We start from the raw sequence: 20648 nt of genomic DNA, 5'->3' as shown, positions 1-20648 counted from the left end.
CGGGCTCGCGGCGTGATCCGAAAGGAACGGCCTAGCCGAGCGACAGGCGCTCGCGCGCCTCGGCCAGGTCCTCCTGGGTCGGCGCGTCGTCCTGGGTGAGGCGGCGGCGCCAGTACCCGGTGAAGTGCACCGAGCGCCGGTCGACGCCGCGCTCCTCCACGAGGTGGCGCCGCAGCCCGCGCACCGCCGAGGCCTCGCCCGCGAGCCAGGCGTACGGCCGGCCGGGCGGCAGGCGGTCCGCCCGCACGGCCTGGGCCGGCGAGTCGCCGTCGCGCAGACGGCGTACGGTCAGGTCGCCCGCCGTCGGCAGCGGCTGCTCCTCGGAGCGGTCGGGGACCTGGACGTACGCGAGGGCCCGCCGTCCCGGCGGGAGCGCGGCGACGACCGTGGCGAGCGCGGGGAGGGCGCAGGCGTCGGCGTACAGGAGCGTCCAGTCGCCCGCGCCGGGATCGACGGGGACCGCGAAGGCCGCCGACGGGCCGAACATGCCCAGCACGTCACCGGGGCGCGCCGAGGCGGCCCAGCGGGTCGCCGGGCCCGCGTCCCCGCCCTCCGCGTGGAGGAAGAAGTCGACGTCGACGGTTCCGGCCGCCGGGTCGTGCGCGCGGAGGGTGTAGCTCCGCATCCACGGGCGCTCCGTCTCGGGGAGCGCCGCGTAGGCCCCGTACCAGCGCATCGCGTCGCCGTCGGGCCCGGGCGCCGGCAGGACCGGCTCCGTCCTGCCCGGCCGGGGGAAGAACAGCTTCACCTGCTGGTCGGGGCCCGCGAGGGCGAAGCCGTCGAGGCTCGGGTCGCCGAGGGTGACCCGGCGCATGCGCGGGGTCACGGCGCGGACGGCGGTGACCGTCAGACGGCGCAGGGGCAGGGGCTCGGAGGGGTGCTGGGTCATCGACTGCTCCTCGGGAGGCGGGTCCGGGCCCCCACCCTCCCCGGGGCGGCCGACACGGCGTCGACACCGCGTCGACACGGGAGGGCCGCGGCCCCGGATGCGCGCACGGGGAGCGGACACGAGAATGGCGAGTGCCGGACGCACACGTAGGAGGCGGCATGAACGCTGAGCCCGACAAGACGTCCCCGGGGGACATCCCGACGCCCGACCGGCTGCTGCACACAGGGTCGGAGGGCGAATTCACGCCGGAGGACGTGGTCCTCGCCTCCGGGCGTGACGTGAATGCGAAGAACCTCGCCTGGGCGGAACGCCGCATGGCCGAGAAGGGCCGCGCCTGCATGGACGAGCTCCTGCCCTAGGAACGCACACCACCCTCCCGTGGGCCCCGGACCGGTCTTCCGGTCCGGGGTCGCGCGCGTTCCCGGCGGGTCCCGAGGCTTCCGCATTTGTGGAACACGTTCTACCGTGGCCGCCGTCGCGCGTCGCACCGCACGGGGACGCGGCGGACACCGCGCGCCCTCGCGCGGACACCGACGGACGCCCGCCACGGGAGGACGCCATGCACCTCGAGTACACGCCCGCACAGAACAGCCTGCGCGCCGAGCTGCGGGCGTACTTCGCCGGGCTGGTCCCGGACGACGTCCACACCCGGTACGCGGACCCGGCCGCGCAGAAACGCTTCTACCGGCAGACCGTGCGGCGCCTCGGCACCGACGGCTGGCTCGGGGTGGGGTGGCCCACCGAGTACGGCGGGCGCGGGCTCACCCCCATGGAACAGTTCATCTTCTTCGACGAGGCCGCGCAGGCCGGTGTGCCGCTGCCGCTGATGGCGCTGAACACCGTGGGCCCCACGATCATGCGGTACGGCACGGACGAGCAGAAGGCGTACTTCCTGCCCGGCATCCTGTCCGGCGAGATCGACTTCGCCATCGGCTACAGCGAGCCCGACGCGGGCACGGACCTGGCCGCCCTGAAGACCCGCGCGGTGCGGGAGGGGGACACGTACGTCGTGAACGGCCAGAAGATCTGGACGACGAACGGCGACACCGCCGACTGGGTCTGGCTCGCCGTCCGCACGGACCCCGACGCGCCGCCGCACAAGGGCATCACCATGCTCCTCGTGCCGACGAGCGACCCCGGCTACTCCTGCACGATCATCAACACCCTCGCCTCGCACGACACGACCGCGAGCTACTACGACGACGTCCGCGTCCCCGTCTCCCGCCGCGTCGGCGAGGAGAACAAGGGCTGGCGGCTCATCACCAACCAGCTCAACCACGAGCGCGTGACCCTCGCCGCCCACGGGACCATGGCGATCCGCGCCCTCCACGACGTGCAGCGCTGGGCCGCCGGCACCCCGCTCTCCGACGGCGGCCGGGTCATCGACCTCCCCTGGGTGCGGCGCACCCTGGCCCGCACCCATGCCCGGCTCGACGCGATGAAGCTGCTCAACTGGCAGATGGTGAGCGCCGTCCAGAACGGCACGCTCACCCCCCAGGACGCCTCCGCCGTCAAGGTGTACGGCTCCGAGGCCCGCCGCGACGCGTACGCCGCCCTGATGGAGGTCGTCGGCGCGGCCGGCGCCCTCAAGGAGGGCTCGGCGGGCGCCGTCCTGCACGGCGAACTGGAGCGGGGCTACCGCTCGGCCGTCATCTTCACCTTCGGCGGCGGCAACAACGAGATCCAGCGCGAGATCATCTCCTGGATCGGCCTGGGCATGCCCCGCGTCCGCCGGTAGCGGGCGTCCCGGCGATCTCTTGCCCCGCCTGCCCGCCTGCCCGGCGGGCGGGCGGGCAGGTCAGGCGAACGCCTGCGCGTGGTCCGCCGCCCAGGCGCCGAAGGTCCGTGCGGGGCGTCCCAGGAGCGCGGGCACCGCGGATTCCACCCGGGCCTTCGCGCCGGCCCGCTGGCGCCCGGCGCTGTGCAGCAGCGCTTCGGCGATCGCCTCGGGATAGCGGTCCAGCAGGGCCGAGCGGGCCCGCTCCGGTCCGAGTTCCTCGAAGCGCAGCGGTCGCCCCAAGACCTCGGAGAGCACGGCGGTCTGTTCGAGCGCGGTGACCGGCTCCGGACCCGAGAGCGGGTGCACCCGGCCCCCCTGCCCGTCCCGCGTCAGGGCGTGCACCGCCACCTCGGCGATGTCGCGCGGGTCCACGCAGGCGTTGGCGGACTCCCCGTGGAGCGCCCGCACGACGCCCTCGGAACGGATGGCCGATGCCCACGACAGGGTGTTGGACATGAAGGACCGGGGGCGCAGCAAGGTCCACTCCAGACCCGACTCCCGCACGGCCCGCTCGTTCTCACGCTGCCAGCGGGTGATGAGGTCGTCCGCCTCCGGATCCTCCACGGCGGCCGCGGAGAGCTTGACCAGGTGCCGTACGCCGCAGGCCCTGGCCGCTTCGATGAACCGCGCGTCGTCCTCCTCCGTCACCCGGTTGGTGACCAGGAAGGCGGCGCGGACTCCGGTCAGTGCCCGGTGGAGGCTCTCGGGGTCCGTGAAGCCGCCGCGGACCACGGTGACGGCGGGCCCCTGGGCGGTGACGAGTTCGGGCCGCCTCGTGAGGATGCGCAGCGGCCGGCCGGGGGCCAGCAGGCGGGCGACCTCCCGTCCGACCGTGCCGGTTGCTCCGGTGACAAGGATCATGTCTGCGATACCGTCCGTCAGCAGGCGGGAAGGGCCGAGGAGAGCTCGGCGAGGAACACCGCGCCGTCGTCCTGGCTCCCGGTGATGGTGACGCCGGTCGTCCCGGCGCGCGATGTGGGCAGGGCGTGGGTCCGTATCCAGCAGGGGGTGCCGAACTCGGCGTAGCGCTGGAAGCTGATGCGTCCCGAGGAGGGGACGAACGGCTGGGACGGCGTCCCCAGTCCGGCCGCCTGCCTGGCCGCTTCGAGGAGCAGCATCCCGGGCACGTGGTCCTTCTCGCTCTGGAACAGGATCGGGTGCGTGGTGTCGACGCGCAGCTGCCACAGCCGTTCCTGCGGGGTGGGCGAGAGCAGGACGTCCTCCGCGCTCGACCGGCCGACGAGCGCGGCCGGCACCGGAGGCGTGCGCGGGACCTCGAATCCCGGGACGGCGCGGTCGCCCCGTACCCGGAGATAGGCCTCCGGGCCGACGATCCGCCCCGTGATCACGCCCGTGGCCACGACCGCCCCCGCGCGCCGCACGGCCATGTCGATCCTCAGCTGGGAGACGTGCCCACGGACCCGCCTGACATCGGAGCAGACCACCTGCACCTCCACCTCCCCGGGCCCGTCGTCGATGGCGAGCCGGTCCATGTCGCAGGTGAACTGCAGCTCCGCCAGGAGGAAGTGGTGTCCCACCGGAACGCCGTAGCCGGCGTGCAGCACGAGCAGGGTGGCCTGACGCATGGTCTCGGCGACGAGCAGGGGATCGTAGCGGTGCCCGTGTACGGGGATGAAGTAAGGGTGCTCACCGGGCCAGTGGGCGGTGACCGAGTGGTGGTCGTCCCGCGTCCGCGTCCAGCTGACCGGGAAGGCGTCGGCCTGCCTGGCGCGATGCAGCTGAGCCAGTGACGCGGGAAACGGCCCGCTGGGCGACCGGAGGCTTCCCCCGTCGATCGTCGTCCTGTTCATGAAATCCCCCATGGTTTCCGGCGGCGGCGACAGGCGAGCCGCGCCTGAAACAAGAGCCAACCAGCCGGATGATCCTATTACGTGACGCAAGCCATTGCTCGGCGAAGAGACCCACGTCACGGACGCGAGGACGGCGGCCCGGCGAGGCGGGACCGGGCGGCCCGAACACGCCGGAAGACCGCGGAGGCCGCCCGCCGGCGCCTACCGGGGCTCGCCGAACCACAGGCGCAGCGCGCCGGTGAGGTCGCCCGCGTCCGGTGCCCAGGCGACATGGCCGTCAGGACGCACCAGCACCGCGTCCGACGGGAGGGCGGCATCCGGTGCGGCGACGACGGTGTGCAGCACATGGGCCCAGCCCCGGGCCGACTCGCCGTACGCCGCGGCCTGCCCGCCGGACAGCAGAAGCAGGGGCCGGCCGTCGTGCAGCAGCCCCGTGACGTCCTGCGGCGCCTCGCCGTCCCCCACCGCGACGTTCTCCAGGAACCGCCCCTCCCACCGGGAGGCGGAGCCCGAGCGGGCCGGGTACACCGTCTCCTGCGCGCTGATCAGGTCGCCCACGTGGCGACGGGTCTGCTCCAGCGTCAGCAGCTCGGTGACCATCGCGCGCAGCGGGTCGAGGTCGGGGGCGGGACGCATCAGCGTCAGCTGGACGCGCGTGTTGTCGATGACCCGCTGGGCGGCCGGCCTGCGCTCGGCGTCGTACGTGTCGAGCAGCCCCTCGCCCGCCGTTCCCCGCACGGTGTGGGCCAGCTTCCAGGCCAGGTTGAGCGCGTCGACCAGCCCGGTGCTCAGCCCCTGGCCGCCGATGGGGAAGTGCACGTGCGCGGCGTCCCCCGCCAGGAACACGCGGTCCTTGCGGTACTGGTGCACCAGCCGGGTGAAGTCGCTGAACCGCGTCACCGCGAGCGCGTCCTCCATCGGGATGTCGTATCCGGCGATCCGGGACGCCTCGTCCTGCAGTTCCCGCACCGTCGCCCGAGTGTGCCGGTGGGGATGGGGCCCGTCGCAGTCGAGCGTGCGGACGAGGGAGTGCCCGTCGGGAACGGGCTTCGCGATGACCCAGCCCCGCTCGGTACGGCACCAGCCCCGCGGCGCCTTGTCGGGCTCGGTCAGCCGGACCAGGCCCATCATCGCCGAGACCGTCGCGGGGTGGGTGTCCTCGGTGAAGCCGGCCTCCCGGCGTACGGTGCTGCGCGCGCCGTCGGCCCCGACCAGGAAGAGGGCGCTGTACGTGCGCTCGCCCCCGGGCCCCTCGGCCACCACGTCGACCCCGTCGGGCCCCTGGCGCAGCGCGGTCACCCGGTGGTCGCGCAGCACGGTCACGCCGCGCTCCCGGGCCCGCTGCTCGAACTCCCGCTCCAGGTCGGCCTGGGCACGCTTGAGGATGGGCTCGGGTTCGGCCGCGGGGACCGTGATCGTCAGCCCGGGCATCCCGGCGAAGTGGAACTGCTCGGTCACCGGCGCGTCCGAGGACCGCGGCAGCCCGAGGTAGCCCCGCCGGGTCAGCGCCTGCACGGCCCTGGCGTGGAGGGTCCCGGCCTTGGGGTGACCGGACGTCTCGCGCTTCTCCTCCAGCACCACGACGTCGATCCCGTACGCCCCCAGCTCGGCGGCGATCAGCATGCCGACCGGCCCGCCTCCGACGACGACGATCTCGGTGTGCGTGGCAGTGCGCATGGCAGGTTCGCTCCTCGGCCGGTCGACGGGTGCGACGGTCGCGGGCCGTTCCCTCGTGGTGCGAGCCGATCCGCCGGGCCTTCTCCGGGACTCCCGTTCAGCCGTCTTGATCGAATCTAGTACACCAGTGCGGTCGTGCAGGGCCTGATCCGGAAGACAGGCCCTCGGTCCGTCCCCGCTCGGTCAGCGGTACTCGCACAGGTAGGCCGTGTCCACCGCGACCCTGAGCTGGAACCTGCTGTCCCCGGGGACCTTGAACTCCTCCCCGGCGGCGAAGGTCTCCCACGCGTCGGCGCCCGGCAGCCTGACCGTCAGGGCGCCGCTGACCACGTGCATGACCTCCGGGGCGGCCGTGCCGAACTCGTACTCGCCCGGAGCCATGACGCCGATGGTCGCCGGACCCTGCTCCTGAGTGAACGCGATCGACTTGACCGTGCCGTCGAAGTACTCGTTGACCGTAAACATGGGCATCCTCGGTGAGATCGGGCAGCGCGGGCGGCCGGGGGATCACCCGCCGGCCGCGGGTAGGGGCACCTTAGATCGGGCCGGGGCGGTGGCCCCGGCCGGTCTCACCTGCTGGATGGGTTCAGGCCGTCGGGCGCCCGCCGAAGGCCCAGTGGTGGACCTCGATCCCGGCATACCGGTCGGGGGTCCGCAGGACCGCCGCGGCCCCGGCCTCGTCCGGGGCGCGCACCAGGGCCGCCGTCCCCACCCACGTGCCGCCGTCGTCGGAGAGCAGCGGGCCGTAGGCGATGAGGTCGCCCCCCTCCACGGCCTCCGCCGGGGGCGTGAGGTCGACGGGCTCGCCCTCGCCGAGGCCCAGGACCAGGTAGCGGTTGCCGCCCTCGCGGCCGCCGGGGAACTCCCACATCGTCCGGCCCAGCACGTTGCGCCACCGCCTCACCAGGACGTCCCGGTAGGCCCCGGCCTGGTAGTTGGGCTCGTCGAAGGCGAAGGCCCGGGCCGCGGCGGCGTCGGGCAGGTCGACGATGTGCACGCTCCCGGTGCAGGCCTCGCCCGCCGCGTCGAAGGTCGGCCCGCGGGCGATGAGCCGGTCCGCGAAGCCGTCCATGTACGCCCAGTGCGCCTCGACCAGGGCCTGCCGCAGGGGCATCGATCCGGGCCGGTCGCGGTGGTAGCAGAGGAATTCCATGGGGCCAGGATGTGGCGCCGGAGCGATCATGTCGAGGGGATATCGCCCCACGTCACGGCGGTGCGGGGCGGCGGCCGTGGTCCCTCGCGTACGCCGTGAACACCTCCTCGGGCGCGCCGCCCGTGCGCAGGAAGCGCTCGTCGAGGACACCGGCCAGGTCGTCGAGCGCCGTGCGCAGGACCGCGCCGGAGAGCCGGACGTCCGGATGACGGGCCCGCTCCGCCCTCCCCGCCAGGCCGACCGCGTGGCCGAGCTGCCCGGCCAGGGAGATCTTCGCGTCGCCGTCGTAGAAGTAGTACGACTCGGCGTACTGCAGGAAGTCCACGGTCACCGTCGCGAGCGCCGAGCCGAGACCGTCGAGGAGCGCGGCACCTCCGGGGGAGTCGAGGGACCCGTCCGGGACGCGGACGCGGCGCAGATGGGACAGCCGCAGGGCCAGCGCCCTGCGGCGGGCGAGGGCCGGGTAGATGCCCAGGACCCAGGCGACGGTCGCCGACAGCAGGGCGAACCCCACCAGCGCCTCCAGCGGCGCGAGGACGCGCAGCCACCCCGACGTCGGCGCGATGTCGCCGAGGCCGAGGGTGGCCAGGGTGACCAGCGAGACGTACAGCGCGTCGACCGGGGACGCGTGGTCCGAGGGCGTCAGCCCCGAGGCGTACGAGAAGTCCTCCGGCATGTGGGGCCAGTAGATGAGCCCCCAGCCCGCGGCGACGGTGAACGACCAGACGGCGACGACCGCCATCATGCCCACCGGACCCGCGAGACCGACCGGCCGCCACCGCTCCCCGTGATGGGCCGAGAACCGCCACACGCCCCGCATGACCAGCCTGCTCAGCCCGCCGTGCCGGGTGGGGTGCCAGATGGTGTGGAAGACGTCCCGCAGGATGAGGAGGATCAGCGCCGCTCCCGCGAGGACGGACAGCCACCTCATCCCGCCACCGTCCGCCCCGCGCCCGTCCGCCCGGGCCGGTCGACACGCTCGCAGGCCATGCACCGATCATGCGCGGGCGGGCGGCTCCCCGCACGGCGGACGCTCCCGGGCCCGCCGTGCGCGCGGCACGCGCGGGCGGGCGGGCCCGGGGAGCCGCCTGCCCGCGCCGGTCCTCGCCCGCCCTCGCCGGGCCGCGTCCGAGACGCGTGCCCGACGCGCCTGCCCGTCGTGGAAGAGGACGTCTCCCGACCGGGTCCCCGGGGCCGGTTCCGGCGTAGCCTGAGCGCCATGAGGCAGGACGCCGACCCCGGGCTCTTCGGTCCCCGCTCCGTGACGTGGCAGCTGCACAGCGACCCGGTGATGTGGATCGCCGGTGTCCGGGCCCTCTGGCTGCAGGCCCTGCACCCCGTCGCCGTCCGCGGCGTCATGATCAACAGCGGTTTCCGGAAGGACCCCTGGGGCCGGCTGATGCGGACCGCGGACTTCGTCGGGACCCTCAGCTACGGGACCACCGAGGCCGCCGAGGCGGCGGGCGCCCGGGTCCGGCGGATCCACCGGCTCCTCGGCGTCGACGACCCCGAACTGCTGCTCTGGGTCCACTGCGCCGAGACCGACTCCTACCTCACGGTCGCCCGCCGCTCCGGGATCCCCCTCACCGACGCCCAGGCCGACCGGTACGTCGACGAACACCGCACCTCCGCCCGGCTCGTCGGCCTCGACCCGGACACCGTCCCCGCGTCCACCGCCGAACTCGCCGCCTACTTCGACGCGGTCCGTCCCGGCCTCGCCGCCGGACCGGACGCCCGGACCGTCGAGGACTTCCTGCGCCGCCCGCCCGTCCGACGGGCGCTCGTCCCGGCGCGCGAGGTGCTCTGGCGGCGCGTCACCGCGCTCGCCTACGACACCCTGCCCCCCTACGCCCACGCGCTCTACGGCCGCCCCGCCCCGCCGCCCGGGACCGTCACCCACCGGCTCGTCGCGACCGCCAACCTGCTGCGCTGCGTGCCCGCCCGGCTGCGCTGGCGGCTCCCGCCCCGGCACATCCTGCGCGCCGTGGACCGGCTCGGCCCGGAGACCCGGCCCGACCCCTACGCGTACCCCGCCCCGTATTCACTGTCCGACCCGGCGGCCATACTGGAGGAGCCGAGAAGGCAGTACGGAATCGACGGGGGCGGCAGCACGCGATGGGGGACTCCAGACTGATCCACGGCCGGTACCGCCTGCACGAGGTGATCGGTCGCGGAGGCATGGGCGAGGTGTGGCGCGCCACGGACGAGGCACTCGGGCGCGGCGTCGCCGTGAAGTGCCTCAAGCCGCTCGGACCGCAGCAGGACCCGCAGGTCCTCACCGTGGTGCGCGAGCGGTTCCGCCGCGAGGCCCGGGTGGCGGCGGCGCTCCAGCACCGGGGCATCACCGTCGTGCACGACTTCGGCGAGTACGACGGCGTGCTCTTCCTCGTCATGGAGCTCCTGGAGGGGCGCAACCTCAGCCAGCTCCTGGTAGCCAACGACCAGCACCCGCTGCCCGTCCAGGACGTCGTCGAGATCGCCGACCAGGTCGCCGACGCCCTCGCGTACACGCACCGCCAGGGCATCGTGCACCGGGACCTGAAGCCCGCGAACATCGTGCGGCTGCCGGACGGCACGGTGAAGATCTGCGACTTCGGGATAGCGCGACTCGGCGCCGACATGGGCTTCACGTCCAAGCTCACCGGGACCGGCATCGCCATGGGCACGCCCCACTACATGTCCCCCGAGCAGATCGGCGGCGGCGAGATCGACCACCGCAGTGACCTCTACTCGCTGGGGTGCGTCCTGTACGAACTGGCCACCGGCGCACCGCCCTTCGACCTCGGCGACTCCTGGGCCATCCTCATCGGCCACCGGGACACCGTGCCGAGCCCGCCGCGCGCGCACCGCGCCGAGCTGCCCGACTACTTCGACCGGATCGTCGTCGACCTGCTCGCCAAGGTCCCCGAGGAGCGGCCGGCCGACGCGGGCGACCTGCGCCGCCGGATCGTCTCGGGACGCTCCGGCCCGGCCCCGTTCCCGCCGCCCCCGCACGAGCCCGTGTTCCCCGCCCTGCCGGTGACCGCCCCCCTGCCCGTACCGGCGGCCGAGGAGACGGCCCCCGCGCCCGGGTGGGTCCGGGGAATCACCGGCGGGCACCGCCCGGCGGCCGTCGCCGGACCGCGCCCGGCCGCCCACGATCCCGCCGCGGCCGTCCTCACCACGGAGTGGACCACCGCGGCTCCCGGGGACGCCCCCGCGCCCCCGGCGGAGCTGATCGCCGTGCTCGCCGGACGGTTCCGCGCCGGAATGGGCCTCGGCAGGCTCGGCCGCTGGGACGAGGCCGAGTCCGTGCACCGGTCCGTCGCCCGGGACCGGGCGCGCACCCTCGGCGAGGACCACCCCGACACGCTGACCAGCCGCTACGAGGTCGGCTTCGCCCTCGCCCGGCTCGACCGCGCCGCCGACTCCCTGCGCGTCTTCGGCGAGGTCGCCGAGGCCCGCGCCCGCGTGCTCGGTGACGACCACCCCGACACCCTGGCGGCCCGGCAGGAGCGGGCCTACGCCCTGGGCCGCCTCGGGCGGCACCCCGAGGCGTACGAGGTGTACACCGACGTGCTCGCCGCCCGCGAGCGCACCGTCGGCCCCGACCACCCCGACACCCTGCGCTGCCGGCACAACCTGGCGTTCACCCTGGGCCGTCTCGGCCGCCTGGAGGAGTCCTACCGCACCGCGGACGAGGTCGCCCGGGCCCGCGCCCGGCTGCTCGGCGAGGCCCACCCGGACACCCTCGTGACCCGCCACGAGGTCGCCTTCACCCTGACCCGGCTCGGGCGCGGGGAGGAGGCGCTCGTCCAGTACCGCGCGGTCGCCGACGGACGCGCCGCCGCCCTCGGCCCCGAGCACCCGGACACCCTCGCCGCCCGCTACGAGACCGGCGTCTGCCTGGGCCGCCTCGGCCAGGCCGCGGACGCCCTGGACGTGTGCCGCGAGCTCGTCGCCGCCCGCACCCGCGCGCAGGGACCCGACGGTCCGGAGACCCTCCGCGCGCGGCAGGCCCTGGCCGTCAACCTGGGGCGGCTCGGGCGCTGGACGGAGGCGCTCGCCGAGTCCGAGGGCGTCCACGCGGACCGCGCGCGGGTCCTGGGCGAGGACCACCCGGACACGCTCCTCAGCCGGTGGGAGACGGCCGTCGCCCTCGGGCGGCTCGACCGCTGGGAGGAGGCGCTGGAGTGCCACCGGGCGATCGCCGCCGCCCGGACCCGGCTCCTCGGTCCCGCCCACCCCGACACCCTCGCCGCCCTCGACGACGAGGCCGAGAGCCTGGAGCGCCTCGGCCGCCACACCGAGGCGGCCGCCCTCCTCCTGAGAGCGGCCACCCCACCGGAGGCGTGACGGCCGACGGGGAGGCCCCCCTCGTCGGCGCGCGGCCGGGGCCGGCCGACGGGCCGGAGACCACCACCGGCCGGCCCCCGCCCGGTCCGGTGCCGAGCCCCCCGGCGTCACTCCGCTTACCGGCCCCGCCCCGGTCCGGCGTTCAGCCCCGCGTCACTCCGGCGCTCGGCCCTCAGCCCCGGGGCGTGAGCTCCGTCGGGCCGTAGGGGGCCGTCGCCGCGCCGGTCGCCAGGGCCCAGTAGCGGTCGCCGAAGGACCAGTGCCACCACTCGGTCGGGTAGTTCACCAGGCCCGCCGCCGTCAGCACGGAGCCGAGCAGCTCCCGGTGGGCGCGGGCCTCCTCGCCGATGCCGTCGGCGTGGGTGTAGCAGGCGCCGCCGCTCTCCTCGGGGGACGCGTTCATCCGCGTCCCCAGGCCCAGTTCGCGCCCGTCGGCTCCGGCCAGGGTGAGGTCGACGGCCGCGCCGGCGCTGTGCGGGGCGATCTCGGGCGGCGACACGTAGCGGCTCGCCGCCGCGTGGATCCGCTCCCCGGGCCACTCGGGGTGGAGCGCGCGCAGCTGGTCGGCGTACTCCTCGAAGTACGCCCGCTGGAGCGACGGAGGGCGGTATCCCTCCACGAACAGCAGCCGCAGGCCGTCCGGCAGCAGCTCCTGGGCCGTGAGGAGCCGCTCGACGACTCCCTCCCGCAGGTACGCGAACGCGTCCGCCGCGTCCCGCTTGCGCGGGTCGACCAGCAGCGGGCCGGCACCGCGGACGTCCACCAGGCGTTCACCGCACTCGGCCACGGGTATCGCCGCGACGCTCGGATCCGACATCAGCACGATCTCAGTCATGCGGTGATCATGACGCAGGACGGCGGGGTTCCCCCGGCACGCGGGCGCGTGTGAGCATGAGCCATGACCGCCCCCCACGCCTCCGCAGGGTCCCGCTCCTACGACGCCGTCGTCGTCGGAGGCGGGCACAACGGGCTCGTCGCCGCCGCCTATCTGGCCCGCGCCGGACGCTCCGTCCTCGTCCTGGAGCGGCTCGGCGCCACCGGCGGGGCGGCCGTGTCGACACGGCCGTTCGCCGGGGTCGACGCCCGGCTGTCCCGGTACTCGTACCTGGTCTCGCTGCTCCCCGGGAAGATCGTGCGGGAGCTCGGGCTGCGGTTCGCCGTGCGGAAGCGGTCGATCTCCTCGTACACCCCGAAGGGCGACGGCGGCCTCCTCGTCGGCGGCGGGGCCGACCGCACCCGCGCCTCCTTCGCCGCGCTCACCGGTTCCGACCGGGCGTACGAGGCCTGGGAGGGCTTCTACGCCCGCACCGGCGAGGCCGCCCGCCGGATCTTCCCGACGCTCACCGAGCCCCTCCCCACGCGCGCCGGGCTCCGCGCCCGCGTCGACGACGCCGACACCTGGCGGATGCTCTTCGAGGAGCCCCTCGGCGTCACCGTCGAGAAGACCTTCGCCGACGACCTGGTCCGGGGCGTCGTGCTGACCGACGCCCTCATCGGCACCTTCGCCGACGCCCACGACCCCACGCTCCTGCAGAACCGCTGCTTCCTCTACCACGTCATCGGCGGCGGCACCGGCGACTGGGACGTGCCCGTCGGCGGCATGGGCGCCCTCACCGACGCCCTCGCCGACGCGGCCAGGACCGCCGGGGCCCGCATCCTCACGGGGCACGAGGTCACCCGGATCGAGACCGACGGACAGCGCGCCGCGCTCACGTACCGCACCGCCGACGGCGAGGGCACCGTCGAGGCCGGCCAGGTCCTCGTCAACGCCTCCCCGCAGGAGCTCGCCGCACTCCTCGGCGAGACGCCGCCGCCCGCCCCGGAGGGCGCCCAGCTCAAGGTCAACATGCTGCTGACCCGGCTGCCGCGGCTCCGCGACCGCTCCGTCGACCCGCGCGAGGCCTTCGCCGGCACCTTCCACATCGCCGAGGGGTACGGGCAGCTGGCCACCGCGCACGCCGAGGCCGCCGCGGGGCGCCTGCCCGGCGCCCCGCCGTCCGAGATCTACTGCCACTCCCTCACCGACCCGACGATCCTCGGCCCGGAGCTCGCCGCCACGGGCCACCAGACGCTCACCCTGTTCGGCCTGCACACTCCCGCCCGGCTCTTCGCCGCCGACAACGAGGGCACGCGCGCGAGGCTCTTCGCGGCGACCCTCGCAGAGCTCGACGCGCACCTGGACGAGCCGATCGCCGACTGCCTCGCCCTCGACGCGGAGGGCCGCCCCTGCATCGAGGCGAAGACCCCGCTCGACCTCGAACGCGACCTGCGGCTGCCCGGCGGCCACATCTTCCACCGCGACCTCTCCTTCCCGTACGCGCAGGAGGGCACCGGCCGCTGGGGCGTCGAGACCCGGCACGCCAATCTGCTGCTGTGCGGGGCGGGCGCGGTCCGGGGCGGGGGAGTCAGCGGCATCCCCGGCCACAACGCGGCGATGGCGGCGCTGGGGAGGTAGCCGGCGGTGTCGACGGCGGTGCCGGGGAGGTGGCCGGCCGGGTCGACGGCGGTGCCGGGGAGGTAGCGGCCCGAACCCGACCGGGCGCACATCCGTTCGGCCCCGTCGGCGTCGCCCCCTCCCCGAGAGGGGTGTGAAGCTGATCTGCGAGCGCGCTTAAGAAATCCTCGATGGACCGCGGGCCTTCCATACGGAAGATTCTCTTCCAGGGATCTTGGGCGCGCAGCCGTGCCCGCACCCCCACATCACAGGACACGCACGTCGGGAGCCGTTGCATTGAAGGCGCTGGTCAAGCTGAAGGCGGAGCCGGGACTCTGGCTCACGGATGTGCCCGAGCCGGAGACAGGCCCCGGAGACGTCCTCATCAAGGTCAAGCGGACCGGAATCTGCGGGACCGACCTGCACATCCGCTCCTGGGACGGCTGGGCGCAGAAGACGATCGCCACGCCCCTGACGATCGGCCACGAGTTCGTCGGCGAGGTCGTCTCCGTCGGCCGTGACGTCGCCGACATCGAGGTCGGAGACCTGGTCAGCGGCGAGGGCCACCTCGTCTGCGGCAAGTGCCGCAACTGTCTGGCCGGCCGCCGCCACCTCTGCCGCGCCACCGTCGGCCTCGGCGTCGGCCGGGACGGCGCCTTCGCGGAGTACGTGGCGCTGCCCGCCTCCAACGTGTGGGTGCACCGCGTCCCCGTCGACCTGGACGTCGCCGCGATCTTCGACCCGTTCGGCAACGCCGTGCACACGGCGCTGTCGTTCCCGCTCGTCGGCGAGGACGTCCTCGTCACCGGCGCCGGACCCATCGGCATCATGGCCGCCGCCGTCGCGAAGCACGCCGGCGCCCGCAACGTCGTCATCACCGACGTCAGCGAGGAGCGCCTCGCCCTGGCGCGCAAGACGGGCGTCTCGCTCGCCCTCAACGTCGCCGAGCACACCATCGCCGACGGCCAGCGCACCCTCGGGCTCAAGGAGGGCTTCGACGTCGGCCTGGAGATGTCCGGCAACGCCCACGCGATGCGCGACATGATCGCCAACATGACCCACGGCGGCAAGATCGCCATGCTCGGCCTGCCCGCCGAGGACTTCGCCGTCGACTGGGCGAAGATCGTCACCTCCATGATCACGATCAAGGGCATCTACGGCCGCGAGATGTTCGAGACCTGGTACGCGATGTCGGTCCTCCTGGAGGGCGGCCTCGACCTGAACCCGGTCATCACCGGCCGCTACGACTACCGCGACTTCGACGCCGCCTTCGACGACGCGGCCTCCGGCAAGAGCGGCAAGATCATCCTCGACTGGACCACGGGAGCCTGACCCATGTTCGATTCCGTACGCGACTCCGTCCGCGCCACCCTCGAAGAGATCGAGCAGGCCGGACTGCACAAGCCCGAGCGGGTCATCGGCACCCCCCAGTCCGCGACCGTCGAGGTCACCTCGGGCGGCCGCCCCGGCGAGGTGCTCAACTTCTGCGCCAACAACTACCTGGGCCTCGCCGACAACCCCGAGATCATCGCCGCCGCCCACGAGGCGCTGGACCGCTGGGGCTACGGCATGGCGTCCGTCCGCTTCATCTGCGGCACGCAGGAGGTGCACAAGGAGCTGGAGGCCCGCCTCTCCTCCTTCCTGGGCCAGGAGGACACGATCCTCTACTCCTCCTGCTTCGACGCGAACGGCGGCGTCTTCGAGACGATCCTCGGCCCCGAGGACGCCGTCATCTCCGACGCCCTCAACCACGCCTCGATCATCGACGGCATCCGCCTCTCCAAGGCCCGCCGCTTCCGCTACGCCAACCGCGACATGGCCGACCTGGAGCAGCAGCTCAAGGAGGCCACGGACGGCGGCGCCCGGCGCAAGCTGATCGTCACCGACGGCGTCTTCTCCATGGACGGGTACGTCGCCCCGCTCGACGAGATCTGCGACCTGGCCGAGCGCTACGACGCCATGGTCATGGTCGACGACTCGCACGCGGTCGGCTTCGTCGGCCCCGGCGGCCGCGGCACCCCCGAGCTGCACGGCGTCATGGACCGCGTCGACATCATCACCGGCACCCTCGGCAAGGCCCTCGGCGGCGCCTCCGGCGGCTACGTCGCGGCCCGCGCCGAGATCGTGGCCCTGCTGCGCCAGCGCTCCCGCCCGTACCTCTTCTCGAACACCCTCGCCCCGGTCATCGCCGCCGCCTCCCTGAAGGTCCTCGACCTCCTGGAGTCCGCCGGCGACCTGCGCGAGCGCCTCAACGCCAACACGGCGCTGTTCCGCTCCCGCATGACCGAGGAGGGCTTCGACATCCTCCCCGGCGACCACGCCATCGCCCCCGTCATGATCGGCGACGCCGCCGTGGCCGGCCGGATGGCCGAGCTGCTCCTGGAGCGCGGGGTGTACGTGATCGGCTTCTCGTACCCGGTCGTGCCGCAGGGCCAGGCCCGCATCCGCGTCCAGCTCTCCGCGGCCCACTCCACGGAGGACGTGAACCGGGCCGTGGACGCCTTCGTCGACGCCCGCGCCGCCCTCCGCGGCTGAAGCACCTCCCAGGGTCCTGACCTGCGGATCCGGCACGGGTCCGCGGGCTGAGACACTGGGGGCATGATCGAAGCGCGGCGGTTGCACATCCTCCGTGCGGTGGCCGACCACCGCACGGTCACGGCGGCGGCCGCCGCGCTGTATCTGACCCCCTCCGCCGTCTCGCAGCAGCTCGCCGCCCTGGAGCAGGAGACCGGCCACCGGCTCGTGGACCGCAGCGCGCGCGGTGCGCGCCTCACCCCGGCCGGGGAGATCCTGCTCAGCCACGCCAACGCCGTCCTGGCCCAGCTGGAGCGCGCCGAGGCCGAGCTCGCCGCGTACGGCTCGGGGGACGCCGGTACGGTCACGGTGGCCGCGTTCGCCACCGGCATCGGGCTCGTGGTGGCCCCCGCCATCACGGCCCTCGCCCGCACCGCGCCCGGCATCCGGGTCCGGGTCCGGGACGCCGAGGGCGACGAGAGCCTGCTCATGGTCCTCGACCGGCAGGTGGACATGGCCGTCGCGGTCGAGTACCGCGGCGCACCGGGCGAGGACGACCCCCGGCTCACCCGCGTCCCGCTCTACGCCGAGCCGTTCGACGCGGTGCTGCCGCCCGGTCATCCGCTGGCCACGGGCGAGCGGGTCGCGCTGGGCGACCTGGCGAAGGACGCCTGGATCGGCCAGTCCGCGGGAAACCCCTGTCACGACGTGACCGTCCTCGCCTGCGAGTACGCGGGCTTCACCCTGAACCCGGAGCACTCCTCCGACGACTTCCGCGCCGTCGTCGCCCTCGCGGCGGCGTCCGCGGGCGTGGCGCTCGTGCCGCGTTCGGCCCTGCGCGGGATGGACCTCTCGGGTGTGGAGGTCCGCCCGATCGAGGGCGTCGCCCCGACCCGCCGGGTCTTCGCCGCCGTCCGGCGCGGCGCGGAGGACCACCCTCTGATCCGTCCCGTCCTCGGGGCCCTCGGCGACGCGGCCGTGCCCCGGGGCTGACGGCAGACTTCCGGACGACCCTGCTCCCGTTCACTTGCTTGCATGTCGAACATGTTTCGGATCGTCGCAGGTGAGGCGGTTGTGCAAGCTTGTACGGCCCCCGGGCGGCCGTCCGCGGGGCGCCGCCCGGAGGAGGCCCGCACCCCCTCCCAGCTTCCCGAACGACCAATCGGTCGGGCCTGCCGCACGGGAACGGCCGGAAAGCGCGGACGGATGTGCGATCACTCTGCGCGTCGACAAGACTCCCCTCCGCAGCCGATCGGCTCGCACTCCTGAAACCACGCGAAGGGACACCCCCGTGCGTCACGTCCGTACCCTCGGCGCCACCGCGCTCGCCGCCGCCACCGGCCTCGCCCTCATCGGCACGGCCCTCATCGGCACCGCTGAGGCCGCTCCCGAGGGCCTCTACCCGCCGTCGGCGCTCGTCCTCACCCTCGGCCAGGGCGACAGCCCCGACACGGCCCGGGTCGTCCGCGCCGTCACCCTGAGCTGCGCCCCCACCCCCGGTGGCACCCACCCCGGCGCCGCGTCCGCCTGCGCCGAACTGGCCGCGACCGGCGGAGACCTGGGCGCCCTGACGGTCCGGTCGGACGGCCGGCCCTGTACGCGCGAGTGGGCGCCGGTGACGGTGACCGGCGACGGCGTCTGGCAGGGCCGCCGGGTGTCCTGGTCCGAGACGTACGCCAACGCCTGCGTTCAGCACGCCCGTACGGCCTCGGTGGCGGCCCTCGCCTTCTGACGGCGCGGGACGCGGAGCCGTGCCGTCCCCCGGCGGCACGGCTCCCGGAGAGGACGGCCGGTGCCCGCCCGGGCACCGGCCGTCCCGCCCGCCGGGACCGGCTACCAGATGGTGGAGAAGCCGAGGCGGAGCTTCTCCGCCTCGGTCCTCACCGCCAGGGAGCCCGCCTTCACCTCGGCCGCCTCGGCGTCGGTCAGCGCGGTGTCGAAGAGACGCACGTCGTCCAGGGTGCCGCGGAAGAGCTGCGCCACCCCCGGCGGCTGGTTGGGGAAGTCCGGCCGGGCGCCGATGTGGATGTTGAACTCGCCGGCCGGGGTGAGGTTCCGCTGCGCCGCCGAGTTCCCCGCCGGCATGGCCGCGGTGGCCGCGGGGCCCCCGTCCACGGCGAGGCGGAGGACGAGGCCCTGGCGGGTGAACACGACGTGGTGCCACGCGCCGTCGTTGTACGAGGACGGGAGCGTCACCTCGGTGGTGCCGATGTCGGTGCCGGCGGTGGCCCGCAGGACGCCGGCCGTCCCGGGTTCGGCCCGGACCGAGAAGTGCCGGCCCGTCATGCCGTACGCCCAGACGATCGGCAGCGTGCCCGTCGTGGCGGAGTGCCTGAACCAGGCCGTGACCGTGAAGTCCTTGTCCTCGACCCGCAGGGACGGCGAGCAGACGAGGCGCAGGTAGTCGTCCTGGCCGTCGAACTCCATGGCGGACCCGCCGAGACGGGTGCCCAGCTGCGCGCCGCCGTGGACGACGGCGTGGTTCCCGGCCTCGCCGGGAGCCTTGACGCGCGTGTCGGAGGTGCGCGGGCGGCGCAGCTCCGTCTCGGCGGTCTGCAGGGACTGCTCGGTGAAGGCGGCGAAGACGACGTTGCCGTGCGGGATGTTGCCGGCGGTCTCGTACGCGATGCCGACGGAACCGTTCGGCAGCACCGTCAGATCGGAGTAGCCGGTGCGGGCCGCCGAGACCAGGGTGCCGACGGTCTTCCAGCTCTTCCCCTCGTCGTACGAGGAGCGGACGGCCAGCTCGCGCCGGTCCTCCAGCGCGCTCGCGCCGAGGCGCGAGGCACCCGAGTACAGCAGCCGGTTCGGCTTGCCGTCCTGGTCCACGGCGTGCAGCCGCAGCAGCGAGCCGAACACCGGGGAGGTGTCCAGGTTGGCCACCGGGGTGAAGGCTGCGGCGAAGGTGCCGCCGCCGTCGGTGCTGACGGCCTCCAGACGGTGCTCGTTGGTGGTGCAGTGCGTGGGCGCGGAGTTGCGGGCGTTGACGTGGACGTTTCCGTCGACGGTCTCGGCGACCGTCAGCTCCGCCGGGTAGGCCCCGGACTTGCTCACCTCGGACGTGGCGCCGAGCGACCAGGTGAGGCCGCCGTCGTCGCTGACGTACAGCTGGCCGCCGGCGGTGGTGTCACCGCCGGCCGTGTGGTCGCCGGCCACGACCAGACGGCCGTGGTGCGGCCCGCGGGCGAGCTGGATGCCGTGGCCGGGTCCGGTGGAGACCCAGCCCCAGCCGGCGGCCTTCAGCTGCGGCTGCGGCACGCTCGCGGACCAGGTCGCGCCGCCGTCCGTGCTGTGGACGGCGTGGACCGTGCGCGCGTACCCCGTACGGCTGGGCTTGGCCGGGTCGCGGTTCCAGTCGCTGCTGGAGTACAGGAGCGTGATCCGGCCGGTGACCGCGTCCACGACCGGCGCGGGGTTGCCGTGGGCGAGCTCGTCGGAGCCGCCGGCGACGACCTGGAGGGCCTGCCAGGTCGCGCCTCCGTCGAGGGACCTCCTGAGCACGATGTCGTTGTCGCCGACGTCGTGGCAGCCGGTCGAGTCCAGCCGGGTGCGGCCCTCGGCGAAGGCGAGGAGGACCCCCGTCCCGCTGGTGACGACGGCGGGTATGCGGGTGCAGTAGTAGGCGTCCCGCGCCTTGAACGGCGTGGTGGACACCTGCTTCGCGACCTCCGGCGTGGCGGTCGCGCCCGCCGCCGAGGCGACGGCGGGCGCCTGCGGGGCGACCGCGAGCACGACCGCGGCCAGGACCGCGAGGGAGAGCGCGCCGAGCCATGCGGACAGCGCGAAGCGGCGAGCGCCCGGTGGACGGCGCTCGGACGGGGACGGCATGAAGGGACACCTCTCACGGGACCGGAAGGGACGGCGGAGGCGGCGGACGAGGGCGGCTGGGCCGCGAAGCGGTGGTGCCGCGTTCGTCGGCGGGCCGGTTGCGGCGGCCCCCGCGCGGGAAGGGCACCGCGCACGGGCGACGCGACGGACGGCCGCCTCGGCGTTCGTCCCGTCCCCCCGGTGAGATCTCCCGGCGGGGACGCTACCTCATGTGATCATGTACGTGC

At 74.4% G+C, this 20648-nt stretch carries 18 protein-coding genes; 9 read left to right on the top strand and 9 right to left on the bottom strand.

Annotation, left to right across the window (positions count from 1 at the left end):
* Nucleotides 1-31: 31 nt before the first annotated feature.
* Entirely contained in the window at nucleotides 32-889 is an 858-nt protein-coding gene (locus tag ACFV2S_RS02210) for a siderophore-interacting protein (RefSeq protein WP_385553400.1), read from the bottom strand.
* A gap of 158 nt (nucleotides 890-1047) precedes the next feature.
* Between ACFV2S_RS02210 and ACFV2S_RS02205 the strand changes: the two genes are divergently transcribed.
* Entirely contained in the window at nucleotides 1048-1248 is a 201-nt protein-coding gene (locus ACFV2S_RS02205) for a hypothetical protein (RefSeq protein ID WP_385553398.1), read from the top strand.
* Between the two features lie 200 nt (nucleotides 1249-1448).
* Nucleotides 1449-2627 carry an acyl-CoA dehydrogenase family protein gene (locus ACFV2S_RS02200; RefSeq protein ID WP_385553396.1) on the top strand — a complete coding sequence of 393 codons (1179 nt, stop codon included), beginning with the start codon at nucleotides 1449-1451 and terminating at the stop codon, nucleotides 2625-2627.
* Nucleotides 2628-2687: 60 nt separating this feature from the next.
* Here ACFV2S_RS02200 and ACFV2S_RS02195 read toward each other — a convergent pair whose 3' ends face one another.
* The 6 genes from ACFV2S_RS02195 to ACFV2S_RS02170 form a co-directional block, all read right to left on the bottom strand.
* Nucleotides 2688-3530, bottom strand: coding sequence for an NAD(P)H-binding protein (locus ACFV2S_RS02195; protein ID WP_385553394.1), 843 nt, complete (start codon nucleotides 3528-3530; stop codon nucleotides 2688-2690).
* 17 nt (nucleotides 3531-3547) lie between these two features.
* Complete coding sequence (locus ACFV2S_RS02190) at nucleotides 3548-4480, bottom strand: ScbA/BarX family gamma-butyrolactone biosynthesis protein (RefSeq protein WP_385553392.1); 933 nt, start codon at nucleotides 4478-4480, stop codon at nucleotides 3548-3550.
* 201 nt (nucleotides 4481-4681) lie between these two features.
* On the bottom strand, nucleotides 4682-6157 hold the full coding sequence (locus tag ACFV2S_RS02185; RefSeq protein ID WP_385553390.1) for an FAD-dependent monooxygenase: 1476 nt from the start codon (nucleotides 6155-6157) through the stop codon (nucleotides 4682-4684).
* Nucleotides 6158-6340: 183 nt separating this feature from the next.
* The gene (locus ACFV2S_RS02180) at nucleotides 6341-6622 is read right to left on the bottom strand and encodes a pyrimidine/purine nucleoside phosphorylase (RefSeq protein ID WP_385553388.1); all 282 of its coding nucleotides are present in this window, start codon (nucleotides 6620-6622) and stop codon (nucleotides 6341-6343) included.
* Nucleotides 6623-6743: 121 nt separating this feature from the next.
* Nucleotides 6744-7310, bottom strand: coding sequence for a YciI family protein (locus ACFV2S_RS02175; RefSeq protein ID WP_385553386.1), 567 nt, complete (start codon nucleotides 7308-7310; stop codon nucleotides 6744-6746).
* A gap of 52 nt (nucleotides 7311-7362) precedes the next feature.
* Entirely contained in the window at nucleotides 7363-8241 is an 879-nt protein-coding gene (locus ACFV2S_RS02170) for a potassium channel family protein (protein WP_385553384.1), read from the bottom strand.
* 288 nt (nucleotides 8242-8529) lie between these two features.
* Between ACFV2S_RS02170 and ACFV2S_RS02165 the strand changes: the two genes are divergently transcribed.
* Both ACFV2S_RS02165 and ACFV2S_RS02160 read left to right on the top strand, forming a co-directional pair.
* Complete coding sequence (locus ACFV2S_RS02165; protein ID WP_385553382.1) at nucleotides 8530-9444, top strand: oxygenase MpaB family protein; 915 nt, start codon at nucleotides 8530-8532, stop codon at nucleotides 9442-9444.
* Nucleotides 9426-11645: a tetratricopeptide repeat protein gene (locus ACFV2S_RS02160; RefSeq protein WP_385553380.1), complete on the top strand. Its 2220-nt coding sequence runs from the start codon at nucleotides 9426-9428 to the stop codon at nucleotides 11643-11645. Before ACFV2S_RS02165 ends, ACFV2S_RS02160 begins: the two co-directional genes overlap by 19 nt.
* 172 nt (nucleotides 11646-11817) lie before the next feature.
* Here ACFV2S_RS02160 and ACFV2S_RS02155 read toward each other — a convergent pair whose 3' ends face one another.
* On the bottom strand, nucleotides 11818-12480 hold the full coding sequence (locus ACFV2S_RS02155) for a M15 family metallopeptidase (RefSeq protein WP_385553378.1): 663 nt from the start codon (nucleotides 12478-12480) through the stop codon (nucleotides 11818-11820).
* 63 nt (nucleotides 12481-12543) lie between these two features.
* Here ACFV2S_RS02155 and ACFV2S_RS02150 point away from each other — a divergent pair, with 63 nt between their 5' ends.
* The 5 genes from ACFV2S_RS02150 to ACFV2S_RS02130 all read left to right on the top strand — a co-directional run bounded on the left by ACFV2S_RS02150 (nucleotide 12544) and on the right by ACFV2S_RS02130 (nucleotide 18325).
* On the top strand, nucleotides 12544-14100 hold the full coding sequence (locus ACFV2S_RS02150) for a phytoene desaturase family protein (protein ID WP_385553376.1): 1557 nt from the start codon (nucleotides 12544-12546) through the stop codon (nucleotides 14098-14100).
* Between the two features lie 276 nt (nucleotides 14101-14376).
* Complete coding sequence (gene tdh / locus ACFV2S_RS02145) at nucleotides 14377-15411, top strand: L-threonine 3-dehydrogenase (protein WP_385553374.1); 1035 nt, start codon at nucleotides 14377-14379, stop codon at nucleotides 15409-15411.
* Between the two features lie 3 nt (nucleotides 15412-15414).
* Complete coding sequence (locus ACFV2S_RS02140) at nucleotides 15415-16614, top strand: glycine C-acetyltransferase (protein WP_385553372.1); 1200 nt, start codon at nucleotides 15415-15417, stop codon at nucleotides 16612-16614.
* Between the two features lie 63 nt (nucleotides 16615-16677).
* Nucleotides 16678-17586 (top strand): LysR family transcriptional regulator, encoded by a 909-nt coding sequence (locus tag ACFV2S_RS02135; RefSeq protein ID WP_385553370.1) that lies wholly within the window; start codon nucleotides 16678-16680, stop codon nucleotides 17584-17586.
* Nucleotides 17587-17884: 298 nt separating this feature from the next.
* On the top strand, nucleotides 17885-18325 hold the full coding sequence (locus tag ACFV2S_RS02130) for a subtilase-type protease inhibitor (RefSeq protein ID WP_385553369.1): 441 nt from the start codon (nucleotides 17885-17887) through the stop codon (nucleotides 18323-18325).
* 101 nt (nucleotides 18326-18426) lie between these two features.
* Here ACFV2S_RS02130 and ACFV2S_RS02125 read toward each other — a convergent pair whose 3' ends face one another.
* Complete coding sequence (locus tag ACFV2S_RS02125) at nucleotides 18427-20421, bottom strand: exo-alpha-sialidase (protein WP_385553367.1); 1995 nt, start codon at nucleotides 20419-20421, stop codon at nucleotides 18427-18429.
* Nucleotides 20422-20648: the final 227 nt, after the last annotated feature.

It is taken from the genome of Streptomyces sp. NPDC059695 (genome assembly GCF_042733785.1).
GTDB lineage: Bacteria > Actinomycetota > Actinomycetes > Streptomycetales > Streptomycetaceae > Streptomyces.
Note: the sequence above shows the minus strand (reverse complement) of the source record. Positions and strands in the feature narration are given on the sequence as shown.

Excerpts from the sequence above, each read along its gene's own strand:
- ACFV2S_RS02180 (WP_385553388.1), bottom strand. The coding sequence starts at position 6,622 with ATGTTTACGGTCAACGAGTACTTCGACGGCACGGTCAAGTCGATCGCG.
- ACFV2S_RS02170 (WP_385553384.1), bottom strand. The coding sequence starts at position 8,241 with ATGAGGTGGCTGTCCGTCCTCGCGGGAGCGGCGCTGATCCTCCTCATC.
- ACFV2S_RS02205 (WP_385553398.1), top strand. The coding sequence starts at position 1,048 with ATGAACGCTGAGCCCGACAAGACGTCCCCGGGGGACATCCCGACGCCC.
- ACFV2S_RS02210 (WP_385553400.1), bottom strand. The coding sequence starts at position 889 with ATGACCCAGCACCCCTCCGAGCCCCTGCCCCTGCGCCGTCTGACGGTC.
- ACFV2S_RS02135 (WP_385553370.1), top strand. The coding sequence starts at position 16,678 with ATGATCGAAGCGCGGCGGTTGCACATCCTCCGTGCGGTGGCCGACCAC.
- ACFV2S_RS02175 (WP_385553386.1), bottom strand. The coding sequence starts at position 7,310 with ATGGAATTCCTCTGCTACCACCGCGACCGGCCCGGATCGATGCCCCTG.
- ACFV2S_RS02155 (WP_385553378.1), bottom strand. The coding sequence starts at position 12,480 with ATGACTGAGATCGTGCTGATGTCGGATCCGAGCGTCGCGGCGATACCC.
- ACFV2S_RS02160 (WP_385553380.1), top strand. The coding sequence starts at position 9,426 with ATGGGGGACTCCAGACTGATCCACGGCCGGTACCGCCTGCACGAGGTG.
- ACFV2S_RS02195 (WP_385553394.1), bottom strand. The coding sequence starts at position 3,530 with ATGATCCTTGTCACCGGAGCAACCGGCACGGTCGGACGGGAGGTCGCC.
- ACFV2S_RS02185 (WP_385553390.1), bottom strand. The coding sequence starts at position 6,157 with ATGCGCACTGCCACGCACACCGAGATCGTCGTCGTCGGAGGCGGGCCG.
- ACFV2S_RS02150 (WP_385553376.1), top strand. The coding sequence starts at position 12,544 with ATGACCGCCCCCCACGCCTCCGCAGGGTCCCGCTCCTACGACGCCGTC.
- ACFV2S_RS02140 (WP_385553372.1), top strand. The coding sequence starts at position 15,415 with ATGTTCGATTCCGTACGCGACTCCGTCCGCGCCACCCTCGAAGAGATC.
- ACFV2S_RS02200 (WP_385553396.1), top strand. The coding sequence starts at position 1,449 with ATGCACCTCGAGTACACGCCCGCACAGAACAGCCTGCGCGCCGAGCTG.
- ACFV2S_RS02165 (WP_385553382.1), top strand. The coding sequence starts at position 8,530 with ATGAGGCAGGACGCCGACCCCGGGCTCTTCGGTCCCCGCTCCGTGACG.
- ACFV2S_RS02190 (WP_385553392.1), bottom strand. The coding sequence starts at position 4,480 with ATGAACAGGACGACGATCGACGGGGGAAGCCTCCGGTCGCCCAGCGGG.
- ACFV2S_RS02125 (WP_385553367.1), bottom strand. The coding sequence starts at position 20,421 with ATGCCGTCCCCGTCCGAGCGCCGTCCACCGGGCGCTCGCCGCTTCGCG.